The organism is Kribbella jiaozuonensis, assembly GCF_005233875.1.
GTDB lineage: Bacteria > Actinomycetota > Actinomycetes > Propionibacteriales > Kribbellaceae > Kribbella > Kribbella jiaozuonensis.
Genome location: NZ_SZPZ01000001.1, coordinates 1,572,884 through 1,592,175 on the forward strand (window position 1 = coordinate 1,572,884; position 19,292 = coordinate 1,592,175).

At 68.0% G+C, this 19,292-nt stretch carries 21 protein-coding genes; 16 read left to right on the forward strand and 5 right to left on the reverse strand.

Translation table 11 applies throughout. The features are described from left to right. The first annotated feature begins 191 nt into the window (after nt 1-191). The 4 genes from FDA38_RS07605 (at nt 192) to FDA38_RS07620 (ending at nt 4,198) form a co-directional block, all read left to right on the forward strand. Nucleotides 192-1,790: an ABC-F family ATP-binding cassette domain-containing protein gene (locus FDA38_RS07605; RefSeq protein ID WP_137253322.1), complete on the forward strand. Its 1,599-nt coding sequence runs from the start codon at nt 192-194 to the stop codon at nt 1,788-1,790. Between the two features lie 123 nt (nt 1,791-1,913). Then, nucleotides 1,914-2,396, forward strand: coding sequence for a hypothetical protein (locus FDA38_RS07610; RefSeq protein ID WP_137253323.1), 483 nt, complete (start codon nt 1,914-1,916; stop codon nt 2,394-2,396). An 18-nt stretch (nt 2,397-2,414) separates the two neighbouring features. After that, a complete protein-coding gene (locus FDA38_RS07615; RefSeq protein WP_202877578.1) occupies nt 2,415-3,569 on the forward strand; it encodes a sensor histidine kinase in 1,155 nt (384 codons plus the stop codon). Next, entirely contained in the window at nt 3,566-4,198 is a 633-nt protein-coding gene (locus tag FDA38_RS07620) for a response regulator (protein WP_137253324.1), read from the forward strand. The genes FDA38_RS07615 and FDA38_RS07620 overlap by 4 nt, the downstream gene beginning before the upstream one ends. On the opposite strand, the gene FDA38_RS07625 is transcribed toward FDA38_RS07620, so the two are convergent. After that, nucleotides 4,177-4,692: a DinB family protein gene (locus FDA38_RS07625; protein WP_137253325.1), complete on the reverse strand. Its 516-nt coding sequence runs from the start codon at nt 4,690-4,692 to the stop codon at nt 4,177-4,179. The two genes, FDA38_RS07620 and FDA38_RS07625, sit on opposite strands and share 22 nt — an antisense overlap. Before the next feature lie 77 nt (nt 4,693-4,769). Between FDA38_RS07625 and nicT the strand changes: the two genes are divergently transcribed. The 4 genes from nicT (at nt 4,770) to FDA38_RS07645 (ending at nt 10,475) form a co-directional block, all read left to right on the forward strand. Next, the gene (gene nicT / locus FDA38_RS07630; protein WP_202877579.1) at nt 4,770-5,825 is read left to right on the forward strand and encodes a Nickel transporter NicT; all 1,056 of its coding nucleotides are present in this window, start codon (nt 4,770-4,772) and stop codon (nt 5,823-5,825) included. A gap of 98 nt (nt 5,826-5,923) precedes the next feature. Further along, the gene (locus FDA38_RS07635) at nt 5,924-9,064 is read left to right on the forward strand and encodes a sugar-binding protein (protein WP_137253326.1); all 3,141 of its coding nucleotides are present in this window, start codon (nt 5,924-5,926) and stop codon (nt 9,062-9,064) included. A 35-nt stretch (nt 9,065-9,099) separates the two neighbouring features. After that, complete coding sequence (locus FDA38_RS07640) at nt 9,100-9,504, forward strand: ArsR/SmtB family transcription factor (protein WP_137253327.1); 405 nt, start codon at nt 9,100-9,102, stop codon at nt 9,502-9,504. Further along, a complete protein-coding gene (locus FDA38_RS07645) occupies nt 9,501-10,475 on the forward strand; it encodes a cation diffusion facilitator family transporter (protein WP_137253328.1) in 975 nt (324 codons plus the stop codon). Before FDA38_RS07640 ends, FDA38_RS07645 begins: the two co-directional genes overlap by 4 nt. On the opposite strand, the gene FDA38_RS07650 is transcribed toward FDA38_RS07645, so the two are convergent. Continuing rightward, nucleotides 10,429-10,941 (reverse strand): GNAT family N-acetyltransferase, encoded by a 513-nt coding sequence (locus tag FDA38_RS07650; RefSeq protein WP_137254170.1) that lies wholly within the window; start codon nt 10,939-10,941, stop codon nt 10,429-10,431. The genes FDA38_RS07645 and FDA38_RS07650 overlap by 47 nt on opposite strands. 83 nt (nt 10,942-11,024) lie before the next feature. On the opposite strand from FDA38_RS07650, the gene FDA38_RS07655 reads away from it, so the two are divergent. The 3 genes from FDA38_RS07655 (at nt 11,025) to FDA38_RS07665 (ending at nt 12,959) form a co-directional block, all read left to right on the forward strand. After that, entirely contained in the window at nt 11,025-11,312 is a 288-nt protein-coding gene (locus tag FDA38_RS07655) for a DUF1905 domain-containing protein (protein WP_137253329.1), read from the forward strand. A 194-nt stretch (nt 11,313-11,506) separates the two neighbouring features. Beyond that, a complete protein-coding gene (locus FDA38_RS07660; protein WP_137253330.1) occupies nt 11,507-11,809 on the forward strand; it encodes a hypothetical protein in 303 nt (100 codons plus the stop codon). A gap of 31 nt (nt 11,810-11,840) precedes the next feature. Then, nucleotides 11,841-12,959, forward strand: coding sequence for an epoxide hydrolase family protein (locus tag FDA38_RS07665; protein WP_137253331.1), 1,119 nt, complete (start codon nt 11,841-11,843; stop codon nt 12,957-12,959). On the opposite strand, the gene FDA38_RS07670 is transcribed toward FDA38_RS07665, so the two are convergent. Then, nucleotides 12,949-13,893 carry a quinone oxidoreductase family protein gene (locus tag FDA38_RS07670; protein ID WP_137253332.1) on the reverse strand — a complete coding sequence of 315 codons (945 nt, stop codon included), beginning with the start codon at nt 13,891-13,893 and terminating at the stop codon, nt 12,949-12,951. The two genes, FDA38_RS07665 and FDA38_RS07670, sit on opposite strands and share 11 nt — an antisense overlap. 42 nt (nt 13,894-13,935) lie before the next feature. Here FDA38_RS07670 and FDA38_RS07675 point away from each other — a divergent pair, with 42 nt between their 5' ends. Next, complete coding sequence (locus FDA38_RS07675; protein ID WP_137253333.1) at nt 13,936-14,562, forward strand: DUF2461 domain-containing protein; 627 nt, start codon at nt 13,936-13,938, stop codon at nt 14,560-14,562. Nucleotides 14,563-14,907: 345 nt separating this feature from the next. Here FDA38_RS07675 and FDA38_RS07680 read toward each other — a convergent pair whose 3' ends face one another. After that, nucleotides 14,908-15,780 carry a helix-turn-helix domain-containing protein gene (locus FDA38_RS07680; protein ID WP_137253334.1) on the reverse strand — a complete coding sequence of 291 codons (873 nt, stop codon included), beginning with the start codon at nt 15,778-15,780 and terminating at the stop codon, nt 14,908-14,910. Between the two features lie 452 nt (nt 15,781-16,232). Here FDA38_RS07680 and FDA38_RS07685 point away from each other — a divergent pair, with 452 nt between their 5' ends. Together FDA38_RS07685 and FDA38_RS07690 are read left to right on the forward strand one after the other, a co-directional pair. Continuing rightward, nucleotides 16,233-16,427 (forward strand): hypothetical protein, encoded by a 195-nt coding sequence (locus FDA38_RS07685; protein WP_137253335.1) that lies wholly within the window; start codon nt 16,233-16,235, stop codon nt 16,425-16,427. Further along, nucleotides 16,424-16,642, forward strand: coding sequence for a hypothetical protein (locus tag FDA38_RS07690; protein WP_233714578.1), 219 nt, complete (start codon nt 16,424-16,426; stop codon nt 16,640-16,642). The genes FDA38_RS07685 and FDA38_RS07690 overlap by 4 nt, the downstream gene beginning before the upstream one ends. Nucleotides 16,643-16,881: 239 nt before the next feature. Here FDA38_RS07690 and FDA38_RS07695 read toward each other — a convergent pair whose 3' ends face one another. Then, complete coding sequence (locus FDA38_RS07695) at nt 16,882-17,115, reverse strand: DUF397 domain-containing protein (protein ID WP_137253336.1); 234 nt, start codon at nt 17,113-17,115, stop codon at nt 16,882-16,884. A gap of 271 nt (nt 17,116-17,386) precedes the next feature. Here FDA38_RS07695 and FDA38_RS07700 point away from each other — a divergent pair, with 271 nt between their 5' ends. Beyond that, nucleotides 17,387-18,208, forward strand: a complete 822-nt coding sequence (locus tag FDA38_RS07700; RefSeq protein WP_137253337.1) for a SigB/SigF/SigG family RNA polymerase sigma factor — start codon at nt 17,387-17,389, stop codon at nt 18,206-18,208. A gap of 251 nt (nt 18,209-18,459) precedes the next feature. After that, entirely contained in the window at nt 18,460-19,191 is a 732-nt protein-coding gene (locus FDA38_RS07710; RefSeq protein ID WP_137253338.1) for a hypothetical protein, read from the forward strand. Nucleotides 19,192-19,292 lie beyond the last annotated feature (101 nt).

Genomic DNA, 19,292 nt, shown 5'->3' on the forward strand with positions numbered 1-19,292 from the left:
ACGGACGGAGCTGCTTTGGTTCTTCCCCCGCCCGCCGCCCGGCGTTAGCCGGGCGGCGGGCGGGTAAATCGGTGACGGCGATCTGAGCGTCCACGTACTCTGGACCCATGGCTACCTCCCTCTGTGTCTAGCTGGCGCACTCCATCTGACAGGTGAAGTGCGTCTACTAGTAATCACGGAGAGTAACCATCATGATCACCGTCCGCGGTGTTGATATTCGTGTCGGCGCTCAGCTGCTGCTGGCCGATCTTTCGTTCACTGTCGGCGCGGGCGACCGCGTCGGGCTCGTCGGCCGCAACGGCGCCGGCAAGACCACCCTGCTCACGACGTTGGCCGGCGAACGCCGTCCGGCGGCCGGTGACATCGCCGTCACCGGGTCCATCGGCTACCTGCCGCAGGACCCGCGCGCGGCCGACCCGGCGATCACGGTCACCGATCGCATCCTGTCCGCGCGCGGCCTCGACACCGCCGTACGCGATCTCCGCGCGGCCGAGACCGCGATGAGCACCGCGACCGGCGAGGCGCAGGAGAAGGCGATGGCGGCGTACGCCCGCGCCGAAGCAGCCTTCCAAGCCGGCGGCGGGTACGCGGCCGAGGCAGAGGCGGCCCGGCTCGCGGCCGGTGTCGGCCTGCCCAACCGCGCGCTCGAGCAGCCGGTCGGTCACCTGTCCGGCGGTCAGCGCCGCCGGGTCGAGCTGGCCCGGATCCTGTTCGCGCAGCACGACATGCTGCTGCTCGACGAGCCGACCAACCACCTCGACGCCGACTCGGTGCTCTGGCTGCGGCAGTTCCTGCTGTCGTACCCGGGCGGCCTGATCGTGATCAGCCACGACCGCGAGTTGCTCAAGGCAACGGTCAACCGGGTCTTCCACCTGGACCCGCAGCGGCTGACGATCGACATCCACAACACCGGCTGGAAGAAGTACCTCGAACAGCTGGACGTGGACGAGCGACGCCGGCAGCGCGAGCGCGCGGTCGCCGAGCGCAAGGCCGCGGTCCTGCACGCGCAGGCGGCGAAGATGCAGGCCGGTGCCAGCACCGCGATGGCGGCCAAGAACATGGCCCGTCGCGCGGACAAGCTGCTCTCCGACCTCGAGCCGGTACGCCGGTCCGCCCGCGTCGCGAAGATCCGCCTGCCTGCACCGGCGCCGTCCGGCAAGACCCCGCTGTCCGCCATCGGCCTGAAGAAGGCGTACGGCGGACTCCAGGTGCTGAACGGTGTCGACCTGGCCGTCGACCGGGGCAGCCGGGTCGTCATCCTCGGGCTGAACGGCGCGGGCAAGACCACCCTGCTCCGGCTCCTCGCGGGCCGCGAGCAGCCGGACGCCGGTCGCGTCGTACCCGGTCACGGCCTGCGGCTCGGGTACTTCGCGCAGGAACACGACACGCTCGACCTGGCCGGCACCGTCCGCCAGAACCTGGCCGCGGTCGCGCCCGGACTGACCGACGGCGAGGTCCGGAACGTGCTCGGTTCGTTCCTGTTCAGCGGCGACGATGTCGACAAGCCGGCCGGCGTACTGTCCGGTGGCGAGAAGACGCGGCTCGCGCTCGCCGGGCTGGTCCACTCCAGCGCGAACGTGCTGCTGCTGGACGAGCCGACCAACAACCTCGACCCGGTGTCGCGGGACGAGGTGCTGGGCGCGGTCGGCAGCTACCCGGGCGCGATCGTGATGGTCACCCACGACGAGGGCGCGATCGAGGCCCTCCGTCCGGACCGGGTGCTGATCCTCCCGGACGCGACCGAGGATCTGTGGTCCGACGACTACCTGGATCTGGTGTCGCTGGCTTAAGGCACGTCAACCCTGGGGTTGAGGCTCGGGTTCCACCCGGGTCTCACCTCCGGGCTGACGTTCGCGGAGCCGGTTCCGAGGAGTGTTGTCATCAACAACAACTCCTCGGAAGGAACCACAGAAATGTCGGCCGTGATCGGTATCTTGGTGGGTCTGCTGGTGCTGGTGCGCGTGATCGGCCGGCAGGTGACCGGTTCGTTCGTCACCCAGAAGTCGCTGTTCCTGATGCCCGCGATCCTGCTGGGCGTCGGTCTTCTCTCGCTCTCCCCGGTCGCCCACAACGCGACCCCCGGCGAGGTCGCGTTCCTGGTCCTCGACTGCGTCGTACTGGCCGGTCTCGGTCTCGCCCGCGGCGCCAGCGTCCGGCTCTCGCCGACCGACCAGGGCCTGTTCCAGAAGGGCACCGCCGCGACGCTGGCGCTCTGGCTGGTGACGATCGGCCTCCGGGTCGGTACGTCGTTCGCCTCGGCCGCGCTCTGGCCGCACAACACCTTCGGTACGTCGACCCTGGCGCTGACCATCGGCGTCACGCTCGCTGCCCAGAGCGCGATGATCTACCGCCGCTCGCTCGCGATGAACATCCCGTTCGCCACCCAGCGCGTGTGATCCGGGCATGATGAGGGCATGAACTCCGGCCTTGCGGACCGGGTGCGGGAATCCTCCGTACCCGGTCTGCTGCTGCGCGCGGTCCCGACCGTGCTGACGATCCTCTCGGTCGTCTTCGCCGCCCGGGACCACAACGAACACCGGCTGCCGTACCCGGTGATCGTTGCCCTCGGCGTGATCGTTGTCATCAGCAACGTCTCGCTGTACGGGCAGCGGTACGGCGAACCGCTCGGCCGGGCCGGCTACGGCCTGCTGGTGTTCGGCATCGCCGGTTCGGTGCTGTGGTACGCGCTGCCGGCCAGCCCGATGATCATCGCCCCGTTCTGGGTGAGCCGGTCCGCGGTCAGGTACTACAAGCCGACGCCGCTCGCGTGGGTGATCGTCGGGGTCGGGATCCTCGGCGCGAGCGTGCCGCTCTACGTCACGACCCGGTCGGGACCGGGTGCGATCGGCGCCGCGTTCGGCGTAGTCGCGCTGACCCTTGCCGCGGTCAACCGGCGGAGCCGGGAGCAGCGGTTGGAGGAGCTCGAGGTGTCGCTGGCCCGTAAGCAGGCCGCGATCGAGGAGCATGAGCGGGCCGCGGCGCTGGCCGAGCGGGCGCGGATCGCGCGCGACGTGCACGACGTACTCGCTCATTCGCTGGCCGGTCTGTCGTTGAGTCTGCAGGGTGCGCGGTTGATGCTCGTGCGGGACGGTGCGTCGGCAGAGGCGGTCGAGCAGGTGACGCGGGCGCAGGGGCTGGCGGCCGAGGGGTTGGCCGAGGCGCGGCGGGCGGTCGCGGCGTTGCGGGAGGACGCGGTTCCCGACGTACGGGCGCTTGGCGATCTGGTCACGGCGTACCGGCTGGAGAGTGGGGCGACGGCGGAGTTCGACGTGGAAGGTACGCCGCGGGAGCTGTCGGCTGACGTGATGAGCACGCTGTACCGGACTGTGCAGGAGGCGCTGGCGAACACCCGCAAGCACGCGCCCGGCGCACCGGTGGAGGTCAGGCTGTCGTACGGCGACGTCGTGAGCCTGAGCGTGGAGGACAGGCCGGGGAAGCGACCGGATCGCGCGGCGCCGGGCGGCTATGGTCTGGTCGGGATGCGTGAACGGGCCGACCTGGTCGGCGGATCGTTGGAGGCCGGACCGACGTCGACGGGCTGGCGAGTCGAGCTCAAGGTGAAAGCATGACTGTGCGAGTGGTGGTCGCGGACGACCAGACCGTGGTGCGGGACGGGCTGGTCACGCTGCTCAAACTGCTGCCCGGGATCGATGTGGTCGCGGCGGCGTCGGACGGCCAGGAAGCGGTCCAGTTGGTGGCCGAGCACGACCCCGACGTACTGCTCGTCGATCTCCGGATGCCGACGATGGACGGCGTGGAGGCGACCCGTCAGGTGCGGGCGGATCATCCGCGGACCGAGGTCGTCGTACTCACGACGTACAGCGACGACGACTCGGTGCTGTCCGCGCTCCGGGCCGGCGCCCGTGGATTCCTCACCAAGGACGCCGACGCCGAGTCGATCGGCCGCGCCCTGGTCGCCGCCGCCAACGGTCAGTCGATCGTCGACGCCGAAGTCCAACGCCGCCTGATCGAAGGCGCCACCACCAAACCGCCCGAACCCACCGACACCGGCCTCACCCCGCGCGAACTAGAGGTCCTCCGCCTCATCGCCGAAGGCCTCTCCAACACCGAGATCGCCAGGCACCTGGTCGTCAGCGAAGCCACCGTCAAAACCCACATCAACCACCTCTTCGCCAAAGCCAACCTCCGCGACCGAGCCCAAGCCGTCGCCTACGCCTACCGCCTCGGCCTCGCCTGACGCACCGCGTCCATCAGCAGGTCGAGGTGCCCGCGGTGCTGCGCGGTCTCCTCGATCATGTGCAGATAGATCCAGCGCAGACTGACCAACTGCCCACCGAACGATCCGCGGACGGCGCGCGCATCGAGCGACCCGATCCGCGCGGTGATCCGCCTGCTCGCCTCGCATGCCACCTGGTAGAGCCCGCGCAGCTCCTCGACCGTGTCGTCGGCCGCGGAGTGGATCTCCCAGTCCGGGTCCTGGTCGAACGGCGCCGATCGCCATGGCTCGGCGGACGGGACGTCGAGAAGCTTGTGGCTGAACCAGAGGTCCTCCACCGAGGCGAGGTGTTTGACAATGCCGCCGACGGTCAGTTCCGTCGCCGGGAGCACCCGGGTCGCCGCCTCGGCGTCGGTCACCTCGTCGAGGGTTCGGAGTACGCCGGTGCGGTGGAAGTCGAGGAACTGCTCGAGGGACTGGCGTTCACCGGCGGTGACGTCCGGATAGGCGTTCATGTTCCACAGTCTGACTGTTCATGCGACTAGGTTGCATCTAGGGGGCGAGCGGCGTTTACTGGCGGATCGTGAGGCGGATGGATGTCAGTCGGCGCGAGTGGGGTGCGGTCGGGGGGATGGCGGCGTTCGTGCTGCTGTTGCATCTGGTCGGTTGGGGTGTGCTGGCGCTGATCGTGGCGCCGCGGCATTACCTGCTCGGATCGGCCGGGGTGTTCGGGGTCGGGCTCGGCGTGACGGCGTACACGCTCGGGATGCGGCATGCGTTCGACGCGGACCATATCGCCGCGATCGACAACACGACCCGGAAGCTGATGGCGGACGGGCGGCGGCCGTTGTCGGTCGGGTTCTGGTTCTCGCTCGGGCACTCGACCGTGGTGTTCGTGCTGTGCTTCCTGCTCGGGATCGGCGTCCGTACGCTCGCCGGACAGGTCGCTGACGACTCGTCCCGCCTCCAACAGATCACCGGCGTCGTCGGTACGGCGGTCTCCGGCGTCTTCCTGTACCTGATCGCCGCGCTCAACCTGGCCGTACTGGTCGCCGTCGTCAAGGTGTTCCGCCGGATGCGCACCGGCGAGTACGACGAGGCCTCGCTCGAGCAGCACCTCGACAAGCGCGGCCTGATGAACCGGATCCTCGCCGGCGTCACCAAGGCGGTCACCCGCCCGTGGCAGATGTACCCGATCGGCTTCCTGTTCGGCCTCGGCTTCGACACCGCGACCGAGGTCAGCCTGCTGGTGCTCGCCGGCGGCGCGGCCGCGTTCAGTCTGCCGTGGTACGCCGTACTGACGCTGCCGATCCTCTTCGCGGCCGGGATGAGCCTGCTCGACACCATCGACGGCTGCCTGATGAACTTCGCCTACGGCTGGGCCTTCGCGAAGCCGGTCCGCAAGGTCTACTACAACATCACGATCACCGGCCTGTCGGTCGCGGTCGCGCTGGTGATCGGCAGCATCGAGCTGATCTCGATCCTCACCGACAAGCTGCACATCGACCACGGTCCGCTGGCCGCGATCGCCGGCGTCGACCTGAACTACGTCGGCTACGCCATCGTCGGCCTGTTCGTCCTCACCTGGATCACCGCCCAGGCGATCTGGAAGTACGCCCGGATCGAAGAGAAGTGGTCGACCAACTGAAGGTCGCTCCACCCAACCGTTGACAGCCGGTGGCCGTTCGGTGTGTGATCTGCGAAAGCGCTTTCGCCTACTCGTGTAGATCGAAATGAGGCCGCCCAATGCTCGGTTCGTTTCGGAGGCTGACAGCAGTTCTGGCCGCCGGGTTGCTCGCCGCCACTCAACTCGTTGCCCCCGCGCGGGCCGCGGGTGATCCCGGGATCGTCTTCAGTAGCCCGGTCGCCGCCGACGGCATCACCGCCTGGCCGGGTGACGCGGACAAGACGCCGGAGCACGCCGCGTCGTCCCGCCTCGGGGTGCCGTGCTGGCAGACCAGCAACGACCCGAAGGATCAGTACATCTACCTGAACCTCGACGCGGCCCGGATCCCGGCCGGCGCGACCGACGCCGTACTCACGGTCAACTACTTCGACACCCCGGGCCAGCAGTTGACCGCGCAGTACGACAGCGTCAGCGCCGCGTTCACCCCGCTGCCGTGGTTCACGTTCCCCGGCAGCGGCGCGTGGGCGAGCACGCAGTTCCGGATGTCCAACATCAACTTCCAGAACCGTGCGAACGGCGCCGACATCCGGCTGATGGCGAATGCGCCTGGTGGCGTCATCAGCTCGGTCTGCATCAGCTCGGTGAGCGTCTCGTTCGCGGACACCACGGGTATCACGGTCACCAACCAGAGCCTGGTCTTCCAGCAGGGGAGTGGCAGCGTCACACTCAGCTCGACCGCGCCGTCTGTTGCCTGGAGCATCACCGACGACCAGTACCTACCCGTTGCCTCGGGCAACACCAGCACAGGTTCTATCAGCACAGCATCTCTCGGCGCCGGTTTCTACAACCTCCGTCTGACCGCAGGGGACACCGTCGTCGCTACGACGCTCGCGGTTATCCCACCGCTCCCGGCCGGAACCCAATCCCCACAGGGCAAGTGGGGCGTCAACACCCACATGAATCACTACTACAACCTCAGCAGCGCCTTGATCCGCACCCTCGCCCTCACCGGCTTCTCGCACATCCGGGAGAGCCTCGAGTGGCCGCGGATCGAGTCCGGCTCACCGGGCAACTACGCGGTCGATCCGCAGGAGGACGCGGTGATCGCGGACGCCAAGGCGAACGGTCTGACTCCGCTGCTGGGCACCGGTTACCGCAACCCGCTCTACGACGGCGGTCACACGCCGAGCACTCCGGAGGGTCTCGCGGCGTACGGCCGGTACCAGAGTTGGTGGCTGAAGCATTTCGCGGGTACGACCAACGACATCGGGACGTACAACGAGTATTACCAGCCCGGCTTCAACGACAGCGCCTGCGGTGTCACCGGCGCGTGCTTCGTCCAGCTGATGAAGGCGGCGTACGAACAGACGCACGCGGACAACCCGAACGCGAACGTCCTCGCCGACGTCGGGCCGAACAAGGGTGACACGTCGTTCCGGGACCAGATCCTGTCGCTGGGCGGGCTGGCCTACGTCGACACGATCGACGCGCACATCTACACGTTCGCCGGCCCGGAAGGCGATCTGGACACCCAGATCCAGAGTCTGCGCACCGCGGCCGACGCGCACGGCGGCGCCGGTAAGCCGATCTGGATCAGCGAGGAGGGCTACCCGACCGCCCCGAGCTTCGGCGGCTCGATGCTCGACCAGGCCCGCAAGTCGATCCGCAACGACACGATCATGATCGCGAACAACGTCGGCCAGTTCTACTGGTACGACGCCCTCAACGACGGCACGAACCTGGACGACAAGGAGAGCACGTTCGGCCTCCTGCAAGCGCCCGCCGGACCGATCGCCGGCATGGCGCCGAAGCCGGGCCTGGTCGCGAAGGCGACCACGATCCGCGCCCTGACCGGCCTCGCCTACAGCGGCCGCGACACGCTGGCCGCGCCGCTGTACTCGTACCGCTTCGGCTCCGGTACGTCGACCACCCGCGTGCTGTGGTCGACCGCAACGGGCACGTCCTCCGTGCAGCTGAACACCACCAGCCCGCTCGAGGTCACCGACATGTACGGCCACAAGATCACCCTCACGCCGACCGCCGGCGTGGTCACGCTGACCGTCGACCAGGACCCGGTCTTCGTGAAGGGCGCGGCCACGAGCGTCGCCGTCACCACCGCACCCCAGGCAACGGTCGCCGCCGCCGACCCCTCGAACTCCCAGGAGCCGACCGCGGTCACCGTGACCATCAAGGGTTCCGTGCACAACGCCGGCCCAGCAGCCGTGACGGTCGCGGGCCAGACCAAGTACGCGCTGGTGCTGCCAGGGAAGAAGACCACCGTCACGATCCCGGTCCCGGCGAGCGACACCCTCGGTCTGCGGCACGTTGTCGCTACCGTCTCGCGGCTCGGCAAGACCACCGCCCGCCTGGTCGCGTGGACCAGCGTCGAACCGGCAACGAAGATCCGCGTCGTCCCACAGCTCACCGCAACCGCCCCGACCGGTCTGGGCGTCGAGCTGACCAACACGAGAGCTAGCGCGTCGGCGACGATCCAGGACCTGAGCTGGACCATCGCCGGCCAGCACGGTACGGCGGGCGCCGGACAGTCGATCGCACCGGGGCAGAAGGCAACGATCAGCATCCCCGTCACCGGCCTCGCTCCGTGGAAGGCGTATGCCTACACCGTCGACCTGACCACCTCAGACGGCAACAAAGTCTCCGCCAAAGGCACCACGGCATTCGACCCGATCGTGCCCTCGGCAACGACTCCGGCGACGTCGATCAACCTCGCCACCGACGCCAGCTGGATAGCCTTCACCCGACCGTGGGGCGGCGCCGCCGACCTGTCCGGTTCGGCCAACTTCCAGTACGACGCGACTGGTCTGACCATCAACGCGGCCGTCACCGACGACGTCTTCGCGCAGACCGAAACCGCGCCGAACCTGTGGCGCGGCGACAGCCTCCAGTTCGCGATCAGCAACGGCCTGCCCGGCGAGAACGCAACCGCCACCGAGCTCGGCGCCGCCCTGCTGCCGACCGGCCCGGCCGTCTACACCTTCGGTACGTCGGACGGCAGCCCGACCGGGACGACACCCGGCGCGACCGCCGCGATCACGCGCGCCGACGGCGTCACGTCGTACCGGGTGAAGGTGCCGTGGGCGGCACTCGGATTCACGAGTCAGCCGGCCGGACCGGTTGCGATCTCGCTGGCTCTGAACGAGAACGACGGGGCCGGCCGGGCCGGGGCGATGCAGTGGGCGAGTGGCATCGTCACCGGGAAGACCACGACCTTGTTCCTGCCGGCGACGTTCACCGGTTAGTTGCGGGGCCGAGGGGCGGCCCTTAGAGTTGATATATGAAGAGTTCTGCAGATGTGCAGGGTATCGACGACTGTCGGGTCAGGCTGGTGAATCCTGAGCGCGTGGCCAGCGTCAACGCCAGGATGCCCGGCGAGGACGACATCGTCGACACCGCTGACGTCTTCGGGCTCCTGGGCGACCCGCGGCGGCTGAAGCTGCTGGTCGCCCTGCTCGACGGGGAGCTGTGCGTCTGCGACCTCGCCGCGATCACCGGGCTGAGCGAGTCCGCGACCTCGCATGCGCTCCGCCTGCTCCGCGCGCACCGGGTGGTCTCCGTACGGCGTGACGGCCGGAACGCGTTCTACCGCCTCGACGACGCGCACGTCCGGATGCTCGTCGACCTCGCCGTCGCGCACACCGAGCACACCGACGCGATCCATCCGGAGAGGTCCGAGTCATGAGCGCGGACCACGGGCACGGCCACGGTCATGCGGTCAGCGTGCGGGCGGATCGCAAGCTGCTGAGCGGGGCGCTGGCGCTGATCGTCGGCTTCATGATCGCCGAGGTGATCGTCGGATTCGCGGCCGGTTCGCTGGCCCTGGTCACCGACGCGGCGCACATGCTGACCGACGCGATCGCCATCGCCCTCGCGCTGCTCGCCATCCGGCTGGCCGCGAAGCCGCCGGCGGGCGGGTTCACGTACGGCTTCAAGCGGGTCGAGATCCTCTCCGCGCAGGCCAACGGCATCACGCTGCTGCTACTCGCGGCGTACTTCGTCTTCGAGGCCGTCAACCGGATGATCCATCCGCCCGAGGTCAAGGGCGCGCTGGTTCTGATCACGGGCGTGGTCGGCATCGTGGTGAACCTGTTCGCCACCTGGCTGATCAGCAAGGCGAACCGCACCAGCCTGAACGTCGAGGGCGCGTTCCAACACATCCTCAACGACCTGTTCGCGTTCATCGCGACCGCGATCGCCGGTCTCGTCGTACTGCTGACCGGGTTCGCCCGGGCGGACGCGATCGCGGCGCTCGTGGTCGCCGTACTGATGCTGAAGGCCGGCATCTCGCTGGTCCGCGCCTCCGGCCGGATCTTCCTCGAGGCCGCGCCGAGCGCGATCGACCCGCAGGCGCTCGGCGCCGAGCTGTGCGCGATCGAGGGCGTCGTCGAGGTCCACGACCTGCACGTCTGGGAGATCACGTCGGGCGAACCGGCCGCGTCTGCGCACATCCTGGTTGCCGAGGGCCTCGACTGTCACCAGATCCGGATCCAGATCGAGCAGGTCCTGGCCGAGCGCCACCACCTGACGCATTCCACGCTGCAGGTCGATCACGCCACCGGCGGGACGCATTGCAGCGACGCGCACGGCGCCGTACACCGCTCGTCGATCACAGACGCTGGACGAGCACCTGACCCGGCCAGTCCGGCTCATTGACCCGCGGTACGGCGAACTCCACGTCCCGCGTGAACCCCTGCGCCTCGTAGTACCGGACGAGGGCGCCGTCGCCGCCGGCGAAGCAGTCGACGCGCATAACACGCGCACCGGCGTCGAGGGCCAGCTTGCGGGCGTGGTCGAGCAGTTCGCCGCCGATGTTCTGCCCGGCGGACGCGCGCTCGGTCACTAGCAGGCGGACGTACAGCTCGGGTTCGGTTGCCGCAGGCACATACTCCATCGCCGCACCGACCGCGAGCGCGCCGACAACGCGGCCCTCGGCCTCGCTGACCCACAGCTCGCCGTCATCCGCGAACCCGGTGATCTGCGCGACCCGGCGCGGGCTGGTCGAGTGGGGCGACGTACCCCACTGCTCGGTCTGCCCCCGCGCGACCAGCCATTCGGTGGCCCCGTCGAGCAGGCCGAGCACCGCCGGTACGTCGTCCCGCCCGGCCCGGCGGATCGTCATCTGCACGTTCCCAGAATAGGTTGGCCGTGGATGTCGAAAGCCCGTCCGCAGTCTCTACCCAGGGGTGTAGAGAGGAGCTCATCGTGAGCAAGAAGACCGGAAAGCTGGACAAGACCTTCACCGCGCCGCTGCTCAAGAGCGACGCCAAGGGCGGCTGGACCTACGTCCAGATGCCCGATTCGGCCGAGTACTTCGGCACCCGCGGCCTGGTCAAGGTCCGCGGAACCATGGACGGCCACCCGTTCGAGAGCTCGTTCATGGCCCTCGGCGACGGCACCCACAAACTCCCCGTCAAGGGCGACCTCCGCACCCTCCTCGGCAAGCAGCCGGGCGACGAGATCACGGTCTACCTGGAAGAACGCCTCGGCTGAGAGTGACTTTCATTTGATCTGAGATCACCGTCACAGCCGGTCATGTTCTGAGTAAGGACTCTGTGAAGAATCAGTCCTGACCGGCTGCTCGGGTGGGGATCATCGCGGGCCTGACCGTAAGTTCGATTCTTGGGTGGTCCGTCGAAGTCAGGAGTGATCGAAGTGCTACGGGGCTCACGGGGTGTGCCGTCGGCATGCCCACAACAAGTGGTTCCGGTCTGACCGTGATCACGCTGAACAAGATTCTCGGCGCGGCCGGGGTGGTGCTGCTGCTCGTCGGCGGCCTGCTCGGGTTCCGCTCGGTCTCGGCCAGCGGCACCCGCTGCGGCTCGGCGTTCCAGCCCGCCGGCGGGATCACGCCGATGGCCTGCGACAACGCGCTGAACGGCGCGAGCACGCTGGTCACGGTCGTGATGAGCGCCGGTGTGCTGTGCCTGATCGCCGCCGTGGCGGTCAAGGTGGTCCGCGACCGCACGCACGCCAAGGTCGCCGCCTGATCCCGGCCGTTCGGTGTGGCAGGGTGCCGGAGTGACGATCGAACCGTTCCGGCTGGACGTGCCGGAGACCGAGCTGGACGACCTGCGCCGGCGCCTCGACCTGGTGCGCTGGCCCTCCGAGCTGCCCGGCGTCGGATGGTCCCGCGGTGTCCCGTTGGCGTACCTCCAAGAGTTGGTTGCCTACTGGCGGTCCTCATACGACTGGCGAGCTGCCGAAGCGCGGTTGAACGAGTGGCCGCAGTACACGACTGTGATCGACGGTGCGCAGGTCCATTTCGCGCATGTTCCGTCGTCGGATCCATCGGCGATCCCGCTCGTCCTCACCCACGGTTGGCCGGGTTCGATCGTGGAGTTCGCCGAGGTCGCGAAGCTGCTGACCGACTTCCATCTGGTGATCCCGACCATCCCGGGGTTCACGCCGTCCGGCCCGGTGAACGAGCCCGGCTGGGAGTTCAAGCGGGTCGCCCGCGCGTGGACCGAGCTGATGACCCGGCTCGGTTACCAGCGGTACGGCGTACAAGGTGGTGACTGGGGTGCGGCGATCTCACGCGAAGTCGGGCGGATCGATCCCGAGCGTGTGATCGGCGTACATCTCAATCTCATCCCTGGTGCGGGTGCGACGTCCGAGCCGACGCCGGAGGAGCTTGCGCCGCTCGATCCGGCTGAGCAGGAACGCACGTGGGCGTCGTGGCGTCGGCAGCAGGAGTTCGCTTCGGAGCAGCAGGGGTACGCCGATCTGCAGTCGACGCGGCCGCAGACGTTGGCGTATGCGCTGACCGACTCACCGGTCGGGCAGTTGGCGTGGATCGCGGAGAAGTTCGCCACCTGGTCGGATCCGGCGTCGCCGATCGATCGCGACGTACTGCTGACCAACGTGATGCTCTACTGGCTCACCCGTACTGCGGGCTCGGCCGGCGCGATCTACTACGAGCGCGCGCATGCGTCGTACTGGGGCCAGCCGACCGAGCCGTCGCGGACGCCGACGGCGCTGCTCGACCTGGCGCACGAGAACTTCATCCCGCTGCGGCACAAGGTCGCTCGGACGGACAATGTCGTCCGGTGGACCAATCATCCGCATGGTGGGCACTTCGCCGCGTTGGAGCAGCCGGCCGTGCTGGCCGAGGACGTCCGCGCCTTCTTCAGGGCTTGAGAATCAGCTTGCCGGTGGTCCGTCGGGCGAGGAGGTCCTCGTGAGATCGCCGGGCCTCTTCGAGCGGGTACTCCGCGCCGACGAGCGGGCTGAGCTTCTTCGCGGCGGTGAGGGCGAGGAGCTCGGTCAGCGGTTCGACGTACCCGCCGGGGAGGTCCATCGCTGGGACGAGCCAGAAGCCGGCGACCGAAAGGTTGCGTTGGGCAAGCGCGCTCGGGTCGACGGACGGCCGTCCTTCCCGGCCGGCGTTGCCGTAGTTGACCAGGCGCCCGAAACCCTTCAGACACTCGAGTCCGGCCAGCATCGTTGGTCCACCCGTCGAATCGAGCACCACATCGACGCCATCGGTTGCTTCAAGCACCCTCTCGGCGTACCCGTCCGGGTTGTTGTCCACAGCAACATCTGCGCCGAGCTCGAGGGCCAGTTCTCGTTTGTCCGCGGTCGAGGCGGTCGCGATGACCTGGCCGGCTCCGAAGTACTTCGCGAGCTGAACGGCGAGTGATCCGACCCCGCCCGCCGCCGCGTTGACCAGGACGGTCTCGCCGGGGCTCAGCCGGGCGCTGTTCTTCAGCACGTGCCAGGCGGTCAGTCCTTGGATGAGCAGCGCGAGCGCCTGCCCGTCGCTGACCTCGTCCGGTACGTCGACCGCGCGGTGCGCCGGCGCGACGGCGCACTCGGCGTACCCGCCGCCGGTCTCGAAGATGGGGGAGAGGATCCGGCGATCGTTCGTGCGACCGACGATCTCGACGCCGGGGACGAACGGGAGCTTCACGCCGCCGCGGTACGAACCGTCGGTGCGATGCGTGTCGGCGAAGTTGACGCCGGCCGCGCTGACCTCGACCAGCAGCTGGTCCGGTCCGGCGACGGGCGGGTCGAGCTCCGTCGGGACGAGAACCTCGGGACCGCCGAACTGGGTGACCTGGATCGCACGCATGGGGGTGTCTGTCCGTTCTGTCGGGCGAACTATCGTTGCCGCATGAGTTTTACCGGGTTTCCGGCTGCGGCGCTGGATTTCTACGACGATCTCGAAATGGACAACACCAAGTCGTTCTGGACGGCGCACAAGGAGGTCTACGAGGAGTCGGTCCGCGCGCCGATGACCGCGCTGCTCGCGGAGCTCGAGGAGGAGTTCGGCACGGCGAAACTGTTCCGCCCGTACCGCGACGTCCGCTTCGCGAAGGACAAGACGCCGTACAAGACCCACCAGGGCGCCTTCATCGACCTGGCTCCGGCACTGGGCTGGTACGTGCAGGTCTCGGCGCCCGGAGTACGAGTGGCCGCCGGCTTCTACGACGCATCCTCCGACCGCCTGGCCAGGGTCCGCACCGCCATCGCCGAGGATCGCCGCGGCAAACAACTGGAAAAACTCCTCGCCAAGCTGACCCGAGCCGGCTGGTCGATCGGCGGCGACAAACTAAAAACCAGCCCCAGAGGCTACGACGCGGACCACCCCCGCATCGACCTCCTCCGCCACAAATCCCTGACAGTCTCCAAGTCCTACGGCTTCGAGCCCATCATCCACACCCCCGAACTAGCCACCGCCATCCGCACCGACTGGCAATCCACCAAACCCCTCCTAACCTGGCTAACCGACAACAGCTGAACCGAGTCCCCCCGCACGCGACGCAGCCGCTTCCTTCGTCGCTTCGCTCCTCAGCGCGCCCGCTCCGCGTGCTCCCACCCACCCCCCGGCTTATCGCCGGTGCATCCTTCCGGCTATCGCCGGGCCTTGCGGGCTGCCGCCCGCGTTCTGCTCGCTATCGCTCGCAACCGACTGCCTCGTGATCCGCCCGCCCGTTGTCGTCGGTCAGACCGGCCCGATGCGCATGCTCAAAACCCGCGCTCCAGGCCGCCCCGCATGAGTCGCCGGACCGCATGAGAGGCATCCGTCGAGAGCGGACGCACCGCAGCCGGCCCGCTTGCTATCGAGGCATGCCACGAGGCGGAGTCAGCGTTCGAAGTCTTTGCGGATGTCGGTGAGGATGTCGCGGGTTTTGTTCGGGGGTGGGGCGGCGACGCAGAGGGCTTCCATGGTGGCTGTGTACTGGTCGAGGTCTTCCAGCTTGTCCAGGTACAGGGCGCTGGTGAGGTGCTCGATGTAGACCATGTCCGGCAGGTCCTGCTCCGGGAAACGCAGGATGCTGTAGGCGCCGCCGGTGGCTGCGTGGCCGCCGACGCTGAAGGGCATCACCTGGAGCGTGACGTTGGGCAGCTGCGAATGATCGATCAGGTGGTTGAGCTGCTCGATCATGCTCTTGACGCCGCCGATCGGCCGGCGAAGCACCGCCTCGTCCACTACCGCCCAAACGCGCACCGGCTCCGGGCGCGTCAGCACGCCCTGCCGGTTCGTCCGAAGCGTCACGCGGCGCTCGACTTCCTCGGCCGGGATCATCCCTCGGCCCAGTTGGACAACCGCACGGATGTAGTCGGGTGTCTGCAGCAGACCGGGGATGAACTGCAGCTCATACACACGGATCAGCTGTGCCGCGGCTTCGAGGTCGAGGTACGAGTGGAACCAGCTCGGCAGCACGTCGCCGTACCGGTGCCACCAACCGGGGTTGTTCGCCTCGCGTGCGAGACGCAGCAGCCGCTCGCGCTCTTCCTCGTCGTCAAGCCCGTACAGACTGAGCAGGTCGCCGACGTCGCGTTCCTTCAGGCCGACGCGGCCCAGCTCCATCCGGCTGATCTTGGACTCCGGCGACCGGATCTCCCAGCCGGCGTCCGACCGGCTGATACCGGCGGCCGCCCGCATCCGGCGAAGGTGCGCTCCGAGAATAACGCGCAGCGCGGTCGGTCCGCTTTGCGCGCCCGACTCGGTCACCCCAACCTCCCTGCGGCCCCAGCGGTCTTCATCAACAAGCAACCTCACCCGCGAGTGCACATCATCGCACGCCGGGGCGTTGATCTGCCGAAGTTCTTACAAAAGAGCGTCGAATCCGCAGCAGCGATCACGGAGCGTAAGCCTAGCCGATCGACTCCGGGTCCGATTTGTCAGTACATAGTAGCCGACCAGCGCGCCGTCGAACACCGTTCGCGGCCCTTCGATTGATCCCGCCCCAGGCGGAATGAGGTCCGTTGTGGTCTCGAATTGGAAAACGTGCGGATGCACGTGCATCGGGCGCTTGCATTCGTCGCGTGCCGACGCCATGATTGCTTCATGCACAGAAGGTGAGCTGGATCTCGCGAAAAGTGACATCGCGTGATCCGGCAGGCCGGTCCTTACAGAGCGCCAATGGCCCCCCGTTGGCTTGACTGGTTGGGGAACCCGAGTCGATGAACGACAACGACAGTGAGGTTGTGGAGCAGACCGCTGAGCTTGCCGGCGGCCGCGCGCCCGAGGAGCTGACGGAGCGGGAGATCCAGGAACTGGTTGCGCGTTGCCCCGAGCAACAGCGCTGGGCCTTCGAGGGCTGGTTGCGCGGTGTTCGCCAACTCGACGGCGACCCGATCGTGAGCCTGGCCCCATGACCACCGACAGAGCAGTAGGAGGACGGAAGATGGTGCGGATCTGGCTGGGCGACCACCTGATCGCCGAGTACGTCGCCGAGCCGGACCGCGCGTCGCGGTACCAGCGGGTGATGACGCCGAAGTTCACCGGATTGCGAATCACCGTTGACAATGCGGCCACCGGGAAGGCATCGGAGTTGCCGAGCGAGCAGCTCTGGCCGCTCACCGTCCAGTAGTTCCGTACTCGCCCCTCAGACACGCCAGGGCCGACTCTCGCCGGAGGGTTGGCCCTGGCGTTTCCATGTGCCGAGCTGCTCGTCTCGGCCGGCGCCTCACCGGCCGTCGGCGGCCGCGGACATCGTCGCGTAGGCAAGCGCCGATCGAGCACCGGGCAGGCCCCGGACACAACGAAAGGGCCCCTTCGTCACTCGCCTGGCGAAGGGGCCCTTGCTTCGGTGTTGCCGCTGTGTGTTGTTCAGGCGAGGTAGTCGAACTCGCCGTCGTGAACGCCGCCGAGGAACGCCTCGATCTCGGCCTTCGTGAACACCAGGGCCGGTCCGTCGGTGAAGCGCGAGTTGCGCACCGCCACACCACCGTCCGCCAGCTTTGCTACCTCGACGCAGTTGCCCTGCGGGCCGCTGCGCTGGCTCTTCTTCCAGATCAGCTCACTGTTCGAGTCGCCGGGCATGCCGTTGTAGATCGCAGTCATCAGCTGCACCTTCCATACGTCCTTGGCATATGCACGTGCATTTGGCCTTGCATCTGCATCGTACACACTTTTGGGTCACGTGTCCGCTCCCTTACGTCCTGTGATGGTGTCGGGGTCAAACGCCCGTTAGACGGCGTGTCCGGTCGCGATGAGTGACTGTTTGGCGGTTTGTGCATGAGATGGAGAGAGGTGGGGTACGACTTCTCCTGCAGGCATGACCGTGGTTCAGCGAAGTGCCACGCCGTGACGAGACAGTCGCGAGGTCATACCAATGGTCACGAGCATCATGGAGCGGGTTTCCACCCGCTGCGCCACACCGGCCGATCGGGCCGCACGTGAAGCAGCTACCCGGAAGCTGATGGAACGCCGGGCTGCCAGTACCGCCGAAGGCGAACGGCAGGAACTTCTCGAACAAGTCGTCGAGCTCAACCTGGAAATGGCGCAAGGCATCGCGCGCCGGTTCCGCGGGCGCGGCGCAGAGTCGGACGACCTGGAGCAGGTCGCGTACCTAGGGTTGGTGAAAGCAGCCCATCATTACCGGCTCGAGGCGGACACCCCGTTCATCGGGTTCGCCATTCCGACCATCCGGGGCGAGGTCAAGCGGTACTTCCGCGACTGCGCCTGGACGGTCCGGATCCCGCGCCGGCTGCAGGAGATGCAGGGCACGATCGCATCCAAGCTGCCGGAGCTGGAGCAGCAACTGAACCGCGAACCGACGCCGGCCGAGATCGCCGAGCACCTCGAGGTCGAGGTGACCGAGGTCGAGCAGGCGTTGGCGGCGAAGGGCTGTTTCAACGTGCTGTCGCTGGATCGTCCGGCCGAAGCGGACGCCGAACTGACGCTGGCCGACGTCGTCGCCGACGACGATGACGCGAGCATCGACCAGCTGGAGACGGTCGAGATGCTCGAGCCGGTGCTCGCCGATCTCGGCGAACGCGACCGGCGGATCCTTCAACTGCGCTTCATCGAAGGCTGGACGCAGTCGGAGATCGGTAACGACATCGGCGTCAGCCAGATGCAGGTGTCCCGGGTGCTGCGTCGGATCCTCGACGACCTCCGCGACAAACTCGCACCCACCCAGGCCGCTGCCTAAGAGTTGCCCGCAGCAACTGTGCCTTGGTGGTAGTAGAGCCGCCAGGTGCCGCCGGTCCGTCGCCACAACGAACTACGACGGACCGGCGCACCACCTGTACGGCGGGACCGGCGCGGACTCGATCGCGGTTCACACCTCGTCATCCACACTGTCAAACCTAGACTCGCGGGCCGTTGGATCTCACGGACGGTGGTGGGTGGCGGCACAATGGGGGTGGACGAGGGGATACGTAGTTGCTGTTGGCCTTGCGCATGTTCAAGACCGTGCCCATGGACGCGGTCTCGGTGCTGCGCGCCTACCCGCCGATGGTGGTGTGCTTCGCGGCCGCGCTGACCGGCACCGCCGTGGTGTTCGACGTGTTCTATCTGGTCGCGAGCCCCGGTCTCACACTAGCGCTTGTATATACAGTGCCGGTGCTCGCTGGTCTGATCGCGGGACTCGTCGCTGCGGCCGACGATGTCGGGCTCGAGCGGCGGGTACTTCTCTGTACGGTCGGCCTGGCGATCGCCCTCGGCATCACCAACGCGATCGTGGTGGCGATGATCTCCGCGATGGTGCGCACCGACCCGTCGAACTGGTCGTCCGGCGGCCAGTCGATCCTGTTCGCGGGCTGCACGGTACTCGCGGTCGCCGTCTCGATCGTTGCCTGCCGCAAACTGATCGATGCACTCGGCATCGAACTGCGCACCCAACTCCCGCATCGCCGCCGGCCGGTCCCGGCTCCGACCGTCTCACTCGTCGCACCGCGCCCGCGGGTGAGCAAGGAGTCGGCCGCACGCGCCCGTCCCGTCCCGCCGCCACCTCTACCGGTCGCCCAAGACGAGGAGGAGACCATCCCGGTCTTCGTCCCTCCACCCCTCAAAGTCGTCGATCCGGACGAGGCCCGCCCCGTCACGCCAACCGGGGCCGTCACCCCGCACGCCTCGCGCGTGCGCCGCGCCCCCCGCCGCAGCAACAAGCCGGGCCGCCGCCCCGGCACCTAGTCTTCGAGACGCACCCGCCTGCGCCCCCACCAGCCCGCACCCAGTACGTCGCCGCACCGCCGCCCCAGCACCCGGCGCTCCAGCTCGCGGGGCGGCGTCTC